The following is a 9,713-nucleotide window of genomic DNA, read 5'->3' on the forward strand; positions in this document are numbered from 1 at the left end:
AAATCATCTTTTTTGCAGGCGGAGAATAAAGAAACGCACACAACGCCCATCATCAAAAATCTGCTGCTATATTTAATAGGTTTCATTTCAAACTGATTAAGTGTGATTAAAATTGTACCCTGAGGCCTGCTGTCACTGCTTTTTGTGTGGGGAAATACCAGGCTCTGTCATTGCTGATCTCAGGATCAAAGTTTTCAAACGGCGTCCAGGTGATGAGGTTCTGTCCTGATAAATATACAGACACTGTGCTCATTCCCAGTTTGCTTGTAATCCTGGAAGGAATTGTATAGCTCAGTGTTCCTGTTCTCAGTCTCAGATAATTAAGACTTCTTTGCCAGAATGTAGAAGTCTGGGTGTTGTTGGGTGTAGGAGAAGTGGTCATCCTTGGATACTTGGCATCCTGGTTTTCCGGCGTCCAGTAATCAAGTACAGTTACCGGTGCGTTCTTGTTATTATCAAATGCCCATACTGCACTGCTGTAGAGCTGGATATCTCTCTGGGCTACGCCCTGGAACAGCAGGTTCAGTTCAAACCCTTTGTAGCGGACAGTGGGTGAAAAGCCGTACACTATAGCAGGATAGCCTGTTGGGTGTCCCATAGCTATCTGGTCGTTGAAGTCGATATTTCCATCAGGTTTTCCATCAGGACCGCTGATATCAGCATAGCGGATATCTCCGGGAGCCAATGCTGAAAAGGTTTGTTTGGCAATACCGGCTTTCAGTACACCGGGACTTTCAAAATCACTTTCGTTGAAGAAACCGATTGCCTGGTATCCGAACCTGACGCCTGAGGGCCTTCCCGTCCTTCTCAGGTTAGGATTATCATATGTTGCTGGTTCTTCAAAGATTTCTATCATTTTGTTGCGGGCATAGGTGAAGTTGGCATTAAAGCCTACCTGCCAGTCCTTATTAATAGTGTAATTGCTTGAAATGGTGAGCTCAAAGCCCTTGTTCTCCATGATACCTGAATTTACCTGGGAAAGTTCAACACCATATTCAACAGGTACAGTTACGTTGGGCGGGAACAGCATATCATTCCTGCGCTCATGAAAATAATCAGCTTCAATATTCAGCAATCCATTCCATAATCTTGCTTCCAATCCGATATCCGTTTTGTTAGCCTTTTCCCACGTAATATTGGGGTTGGGCTCAGCTCTTTCATACAAACCCTGGGTTTGCGCACCATTCAGGATCGCGGAGTTGCCGTACAGGGTAAAGCCAGTCTGATATTGATAAGGACTACCTGCGAGGTTTCCGGACTGTCCCCATGAACCTCTTAATTTCAATTCATTCACCCATGAAACATCCTGCATGAATTTCTCTTCAGAAATACGCCAGCCAAGTGAAAATGCAGGGAAGAATCCAAAACGTTTGCCGGGAGCAAAATAATAATGTCCATCATAACGGCCGGAAGCTTCCAGTAAGTACCTGCTATCGAATCCGTAGGTTACCCTGTACACCAGTGAGCGTTGTTTGGTGCCCGAAGAATTACCATCGTTGGAGATATCAGTTTCACCACTTCCACCTGCAAACAATTCAGGGATCGGAAGCCTGTAGTTATTCCTGCCAGCGCTGAATCTTTCTGAATTGCTATTCCTTGCCTCCAGCACCACCAGACCTGTAACTGCACTTCTTCCAAAATTACCGGCATAATTGATATAACCCTGATAAGTAAACGCCTGGGTTTGCCTGTATTCCTGACTGAAGGAAGGAAGTGTGGTAATGGGAATTTCAGGGTACTCGTAGGGTTTTTTGGTGGTGTCGATCGTATAATGAACAAATGGTTGGTTCCAGCTGCGCCTTGTACTTACGATGCCGCTATTATCAGTGTTAAATGGATCGTATGGGTTATAGTCATAAGAACCCACAAACTTCACACTCAATCCTTTCAGTGGAAGTTTCTGCTCAATGGATACCTGGCTGAGCAGTGTATTTCCAGTGAGCCGCTGATAGCTGGGATTATCATAGAAGTAAGCATAAATATAAGGGTGCAGTCCATTACTGTATTTTAATGGAGTGCTGTTTGTTACTGTATTGATCAGGTTCTCAAACATGCTCTGGTTATTATAACCGGCCCCAGTGAGATCTCTTTTTTCAACACGACCGTTGAACGACAAACCTACTAGTGTTGTTTTGGTTGCCTGCACCTGCATGTTACCGGAAACATTGTAACGTTGGAATTTGATACCGGGGAACATACCTTCCTGATTCAGATATCCGAAGCCCATTGCATATTTTACAATATCCGATCCGCCACTAAGTGTTAAGCTATGGCTGGTGATCAGAGCGTTTTTGTTGATCATATCGCCGATAGGATCGATATTAGGATGTCCGTCAGGATCTGAGCCATCACGATATTTCCGAAGGTCTTCTTCACTGTAAGGCATTACGGTGGCTCCTGCATTTTTAGCACCTACATTTTTCAGCAGCGCATAATTATAGGAATCCAGGAATTTGGTGATCACCGTAGGGTTCTGAAAACCAACATACCCTTCATAGCTGAGCAATGGTTTGCCGGTCTTACCCTGTTTGGTGGTTACCAGAATAACGCCGTTGGCACCACCTAAACCATAAGGAGCTACTGCAGCAGCATCCTTTAATATAGATATGGTTTCAATATCAGCTGGGTTCAGCTGGCTGAAGTTCCTGGGTATACCATCCACGATCAGCAAAGGAGCTGAGTTACCAGTGGTGCCGATACCCCTGATAAGGATGCGGGAAGCATCATTACCCGCCTGGCCACTGCCCTGGGTAAAGATCACGCCTGCCGCACGGCCACCCAGCGCATTGGTGAGGTCCCCTACAGGCTGACTTTTCATATCATTGCCTTTGATACTGGCAACGGAAGATGTCAATGAGGTCTTTTTCTGGGTTCCATAACCCACAATTACTACTTCATCTAATTTACCTTCCCCGGTTTCCAACGCAAATTCCTGGAAACCAGCAGAAGTGATCGTTCTTTCCATTGATGCCATTCCCGCAAAGGAAACAACCAGCGTACTTCCGCTCCGGGGAACTGAAATAGAAAAGGATCCGTCAGCTCCGGTAATGGCTGACACGGCACCTCCTTTTACAGAAATGGTTGCGCCTTGTAATGGCTCGTTCGTTAACTTGTTGGTTACCTTACCGGTAACCTGTAATGATTGGGAAAAACCGCAAAGTGGCAGTAGAATGCATAGCAAAACTTTGCATAATAGCAGGTAGTTATTACGTCTCATAAGCAAACAATTGTTGGCAGCTAAAAGAATTAGGTTTTAGTTACAGATTATAAAGCTATTCAAATTTGTATTACACCCTACTACGGCCCACTACGTCATCACTACGCCATACTCAACAAAATCTGGAAAATGCTCTACTTCAATGATACTTCATCCTGTTTTATACGTGTGATCCCGGCATTCATCAATCAATTATAACCTTACACCAAAGCCATATCAAAGCCGGTTATCTTAAGAGAAATACCTTTCCGGCAATAAACATGCGGTAACGATTTTACTTTACTCCTCTCCATTGCACCCTGCAAACTAAATTGTGAGGATATTTTTACTCACTACAAAGCATGGCAGTACTGCCGGGAGTACCCTACCGGAAAAGACCACCCGAAAATGGTAGCCATTTTAAGAGATTAAAGGAGATTATTGGGAATTGCGGGAAACTGAGTTCCCTTATGTTTTGACTTATTTGCTTTTAAATGCAGCATACCGGTCCAGCAGAAACTTTACCCCCGCCGCCTGGTATTCTTTCGTAAAAACCGTAAAATGGTCGCCTGGAAAATAACCATACTCAAATCCCGTATTGAGGTCCTTTGTTTCTTTTTCCAGCAGATGCACGGCATGATTCAATAAAAAATTGTCCTGCTCCCCGGCGGAGATCCTGACCTTGCCTTGCAGGTTGGACTGTATGGTGCCCCAGTTATTTTTTAGGAACTGGCAGATATCGTATTGTTTCCAGTGGTTGACAGTCTCCATATCGATCTCTCCCGTGGCAGCATTTACCAGGTTACGCGGACTGCCATCGGCTTTACGCTGACTGAACACAGCGTCGAAAGACTGCATCTGTTCACCGCGGTTGACCACATGCTCCATCTGCACCATCTGTTTCATGCTAATCCAGGGGAACCGGCCCGCAACCGTAGCGATCCAGCGAAGGGAACTGTCTTTCCCCCTGTACAGATTCTTCTCAGTGTAAAGATCCACTCCTGAGAAATTCCTGAAATCAACAGGATCGGGCGAGCTGGCCCAGGTACCGGCAAACACAGATGGGTATTGGGTTTGCAGCCAGAGGACAGTCCAGCCGCCACTGCTGTGCCCCATCAGGAACCTGGCCCCGTCACAACGGAACTTCTCTTCTATTGCAGGGATCAGCTCCTTCACCATGGCATCTCCCCAGGGCCCGTTGTTCTGGCTATTGGCATACACGGAGTGCCCGGTTGGACAATTTCCATCGAGCACCACCCGGATAAAAGGGACCGTGTCCATGAAACTTTCAGGATTTTTGTAGCCGCTCATGCGTCTGTAATCTCCGCCAAACCCGGTAACATAATACAGTACGGGAAACTTTCTGCCGGGCTCTTTGAGGTAAGCTTCTGGCAATGCTACCGCCACCTTCAGACTGAATTGCTTTTTATAAAAATCGCTCAGGAGTCTGGAGGTCACTCTGAGCTCTTTGGCATAATCCGTTTCAACAAAAGGCTTTTCTTTCACCGTTTCTGTACAGGAAACAGTAAATGCAGCCTCCGTTTTTTTAGTGAAATTGAATTTTACAGGCTTGCTGTAGATATTTCCGATAGTCTCTGAGATAGTATGATCGCCGGTATTCTTATCCCAAACTGCCTGTACAAAATATTCTCCCCGCTCCAGGTCAGACAGCTTTACAGGATAACTCACAGCGGCGTCGTTGAAGGTAACTGCTTCGTCTGGTTTGATATTCTTTACATTGATGCGGTAAACGGGAAAGGAAGTGAGGCCCACATAACCGGATTTCGGTTCCGGATTTTCTTTGGAGAGATAAAGAAATACATTGCCGCTGAACCTGTCTGCAGCTTGCTGGCTGCTATAACTCACCCTGATCTGTTGCGCTGATGCGGAAAAAACACAAAAGATGCCGGGCAAGGCAATGCTGAAAAGTAGAATCTTCTTCATGGACCGTCAGGTTTAAATAATGACCATGAATGTACGGTAAGAATTGATTGTAAACAACAAGGGCGCATCTGGAAAGACGCACCCTTACCAAAAATGAACTATACGCTATTAAAAACTGCCGCTTAGTTCCTGCTGAAATTGATACTGCTGAAACGGAATCCTCCTTCCTCCACGTAGAGTCGCAATTGCTGCTTCCCCTGTTCCAGGTAAATATTTCCTGCATGCACCGGGATCCAGTCCTTATCTTTTGCCACCACCGAAACAGGGAAGGATTTTGCTACCGTATTTCCATTCAGTAGCAGAGAAGCTTTTGCTCCTGCTTTGTCGGCCCCTGCCAACAACTTTATGGTGTAATTGCCGGCCTTCTCCACATTGAGCGTGTATTGTAACCACTCTCCTTTTTCTGTATTGTTCACAAATACCTGCCCTGCCTTTCTTTCAATATCCACACCGTCATTCCGGAAAGCATAGCCGCGGTTTCCTGCTCCGTTTTCGCCGGTTGATACGCGGTAATTGGCCGTATCCATATCAAAATATGCGGAACCGTTGATACCATAATCATAGTTGACTGCCGGAATTTTCGCATGACCATTGATGATATTGTCTGCAAATGGAATGGCAGTATTGGAATGCGGTTGCCTGATCATGGCATCCACCACATCACCATGAATGATATTCTTATTGAAATGCGTGGCAGCTGCCAATGCCTGCAGTCCTTTCCAGGCCGTTGCGGGATCAGGGACCCGCTTGCTTTTACCATTCCAGAAATCCACTACCTGCTGGTATTCAGGGCTGGAAGGAATTTCGAGGGGATTGTTGATGCCTATCTTTTTCAGCGGCCACCAGGCCCAGCCGATATTGTTATTTTCCAGCAGCCGGATGGCTTCCGTGAACCACACATTTGAGTTCTCGCCTGTTTCACCTAACCAGACAGGTACCTGGTATTGATCCCGCGTATTGAGAATATGCCGGATATCTTCCTCTTTGTTATAGTTCCAGTATTTGTGAAAGCTCAGCACCATATTCTTATCCCAGGGCGGCAACATATTGTTGTAATTGTTGCCCCAGCCATTGCCTTCGATGATGATAATATGATTGTTATCCACTTCGCGGATGGCATTGGTGATATCAACCAGCAAGGCTTTAAGGGGTATATTGTTCTTTTCCTGCAGCCCGTTCCTGTCTTTGGGGTCATCAAATCCCCAGTTAGGTTCATTGATCAGGTCGTAGGCAGCGATCATGGGCTCATTCACATAGCGCTTTGCCAGCTCTTTCCAGAGTGCGACCGTTTTATCCCGATTGGCCTGCAGTTCCCACAAAAAAGGCTTGCTGGTGTCTCCGTCGGAGATATTGAGGTCGTTGCCCTGCCCCCCGGGGGCAGCATGGAGGTCGAGGATCAACCAGAGTTGATTGTCTTTACACCATTGCAGCAGGCTGTCCGTCATGGCGAAGCCCTTACTCAGCCAGGTGTTCTTTCCGGGTACCGGTTCCTGTTCAACGGGGAGAGTGTAGAGATTATAATGCATGGGTAACCGTACACTGTTGAAGCCCCAGGCCTTCATGGCTTCAATGTCTTTCCTTGTAGTATGATTACTGAGCCAGGCCTCATAAAAGGCCCTGGTCTTCTCTTCGCCTACGAGTTTTTGAATCCGTTCACGGATCTTATGCTGCTGTCCGTTCTGATCGATGCGGAGCATATACCCTTCCTGCAGCATCCATCCACCGAGGCCGATGCCTCTCAGCAGCACATTTTCTCCCTGTTCATTGACTATGCGCGTGCCGGAAGTTTTTAAGAACCCCTGAGCCCCTGACTGAAAAGAAAAACCGGAAAGGGTAATACTAATCAAAACTACCACCCGGAACAGTAGTCCGCTTTTGATCTTCATATGGAAAAATGTGTTTGTACGTAAAAAAGGAGAGATGTAAGGGCGAAATGAGACACACCAATCGTTGCTGTAAATTACAAAGGAAGGGAACTCTTTAAGGCATTTTATTCTACGCCTTTAATACTACAGGTATTTACTATGTATTGATTTTCAATAACCAACTTTTACGTCGGCACTACTTCAATTTAAATTTTAGTTAATTTAGTACAAACGATTGCTCCATGTGTAGACTGCTGATGGCGCTCGCCCTCCTTATCCCCTGCCAGATCATTGCCCAGAACACCATCGGGTTTCCTGAAATCCTCAATTATGCCAAACAGGAATACCAGGGGGGTGGCCAGAACTGGGACGCTACTACTGATCAACGGGGGATCATGTACTTTGCCAATACCGAAGGGCTGCTCTCCTTTGACGGACATTTCTGGAAATTATATCCCATTCCCAACCATACCAGGTTAAGGTCCGTGCTGGCTACTGCAGATGGCCGCATTTATGTAGGCGCCCAGGATGAGTTCGGTTATTTCTTTCCGGGAGCCAATGGCATCCTGGAATATCATTCCCTCAAACCCCTGCTGCCCTCCAATATGAAACAGATGGCGGATGTATGGGACATCGAGGAATACAATAATGCCATCTGGTTCAGGACCAGCAATATGCTGTTCGAGCTCCGGAACAACCAGTTCAAAACCTATGCATCTCCCGCAGAATGGAGAAAGATGTACAGAACGGAGAAAGGATTGTATGTGCAGGATTACAATGCCGGGCTGATGCAGTTTGATAACGGGCAATGGAAAACCATTTGCGGCGACAGCTCCCTGAAGAAAATGCTGGTCACTTCCCTTCATGTACATCCGGATGGCAGGCTGATGATCGCCACCCTTAAAGACGGGCTCTTTCTCATCAATAACGGCCACCTGCTTCCCTGGAAAACGGAAGCAGACAGCATATTCCATTCCGGCCGGATTTTCTGTTCCATCGTTCTCTCTGATCAGGAGCTGGCCATCGGCACCACTTCCAATGGCTGCTTTGTCATCAGCCGGGTAAACGGGCGGGTGATCCAGCATTTTGGAATGGAAGCAGGGCTGCAGAACAATAACGTGCTGCAGCTTTTTGCGGATAAACGGAAGAATATCTGGCTGGCGCTCGACAATGGCATCGATCTGATCCGGTACAATACGTTCGTGAAGCAGATCTATCCTAACAAAAAGAACATGCTCACCAGTTATGCCGCCCAGGTCTTCCATAATAACCTCTACATCGGCACCAGTGATGGCGTGTATGTGGCCCCGCTCGATGGCTCTGCCGATTTCAGCACCTCCCGCAGCAGTTTCAGCCTGGTGCCCAATACAAAAGGACAGGTATGGAGCCTTTCCGTGAGTGACGACCAGCTCCTGCTGGGCCATCACGAAGGTGTTTTCCATATCAAGGATAAAAATACCGTTCCCCTGATCCGCGACCGCGGCACCTGGCTCTACCGGCAATACGGATCTTCAGGCAATACCCGCGAGCTCCTGATCGGAGGTTATAACGGTCTTTATAAAATGATGCAGACCGGCAGTGAATTCAGCCAGCCCAAACATATCAACGGGCTCTGGGAATCCATGCGCTTCATTACTATTGACCGCGACAATACCATCTGGTGCTCGCATCCCTATCGCGGTATATACCGGGTCCGCCTCACCGGCGATTCATTGGAATACAATCTGCTTTCCTCTAAAGACGGGCTGCCTGCCGACTATGAGAATTTCGTTTTCTTCATCCGCAACCGCGTGGTGATTGCCACCAAGCATGGTTTGTATGAATGGAACCCCGGTATCAACAGGTTTCAGCAATCCGCCCTCTTGTATGATATTTTCGGGGATATCCCCATTCAATTCCTGCGTGAGGACGCTTATGGAAATATCTGGTTTGTATCCGACAAAGTGCCCGCAATTGTTGACTTTCATAAGCCAGCCAACTCCAAGCCATACTCTGTGGTGTACTTTCCGGAGCTCAAGCACCGCATTGTAGGCGGCTTCGAATTCATTTATCCCTATGACGAGGAAAATGTTTTCCTGGCAGCCGAGAAAGCACTCTACCATATCAATTACAAGAAATATGTGCGGCTTTCTTCCGTGCCCAGTGTGGCCATCGGCAGGGTAAAGACCATCGGCAGAAATGATAGCCTGATCTTCGGAGGATACTTCACGGGTAAGAATGGTCCGGTAAATGAACAGGACAAAGACCAGATCACCTGTCTTCCTAAAAAATACAACAGCTTCCGTTTTGAATTTGCTTCCCCTGCCTATGACCAGGGCAGCAATATTGAATACAGTTACCGCCTCAATGGCTTCGATAAGGAATGGAGCAACTGGAGCACCAAGCCGGAAAAGGAATTCACCAATCTGTCAAATGGCACTTACACCTTCCTCGTAAAAGCAAGGGACAATCTCGGAAACGAATCCGCCACCGTGAGTTACACATTTGTAATATGGCCCGGCTGGTACCAGACAACTTTTGCAAAGATCGTATATGTGTTACTGTTGTTAGTGGCGCTCTACCTGTTGTACAGAAGGCAGAAAAGGAAATTCGCGAATCAGCAGCTGAAACATAAAAAAGAACAGGAGCATCTTATCTCCCTGCACCAGTTGGAACTGGAGAGAAATGAGAAAGAACTGATGCAGGTGCAGAACGAGAAACTTGAATCC

At 46.8% G+C, this 9,713-nt stretch carries 4 protein-coding genes; 1 reads left to right on the top strand and 3 read right to left on the bottom strand.

From position 1 onward, the window contains the following. Positions 1 to 106 precede the first annotated feature (106 nt). From ACTHMC_RS07840 to ACTHMC_RS07850, 3 genes are all read right to left on the bottom strand, one after another. Entirely contained in the window at positions 107 to 3,217 is a 3,111-nt protein-coding gene (locus ACTHMC_RS07840) for a SusC/RagA family TonB-linked outer membrane protein (RefSeq protein ID WP_440412339.1), read from the bottom strand. 459 nt (positions 3,218 to 3,676) lie between these two features. Next, complete coding sequence (locus tag ACTHMC_RS07845; protein ID WP_440412341.1) at positions 3,677 to 5,140, bottom strand: alpha/beta hydrolase-fold protein; 1,464 nt, start codon at positions 5,138 to 5,140, stop codon at positions 3,677 to 3,679. Positions 5,141 to 5,262: 122 nt separating this feature from the next. Further along, entirely contained in the window at positions 5,263 to 7,026 is a 1,764-nt protein-coding gene (locus ACTHMC_RS07850) for a cellulase family glycosylhydrolase (protein ID WP_440412343.1), read from the bottom strand. 221 nt (positions 7,027 to 7,247) lie between these two features. On the opposite strand from ACTHMC_RS07850, the gene ACTHMC_RS07855 reads away from it, so the two are divergent. Then, on the top strand, positions 7,248 to 9,713 hold a 2,466-nt coding region (locus tag ACTHMC_RS07855), incomplete at its 3' end, for a triple tyrosine motif-containing protein (RefSeq protein ID WP_440412345.1).

It is taken from the genome of Pseudobacter sp. (assembly GCF_051955275.1).
Lineage (GTDB): Bacteria > Bacteroidota > Bacteroidia > Chitinophagales > Chitinophagaceae > Pseudobacter.

Coding starts and splice junctions, on each gene's coding strand:
- ACTHMC_RS07840 (WP_440412339.1), bottom strand. CDS start 3,217: ATGAGACGTAATAACTACCTGCTATTATGCAAAGTTTTGCTATGCATT.
- ACTHMC_RS07845 (WP_440412341.1), bottom strand. CDS start 5,140: ATGAAGAAGATTCTACTTTTCAGCATTGCCTTGCCCGGCATCTTTTGT.
- ACTHMC_RS07850 (WP_440412343.1), bottom strand. CDS start 7,026: ATGAAGATCAAAAGCGGACTACTGTTCCGGGTGGTAGTTTTGATTAGT.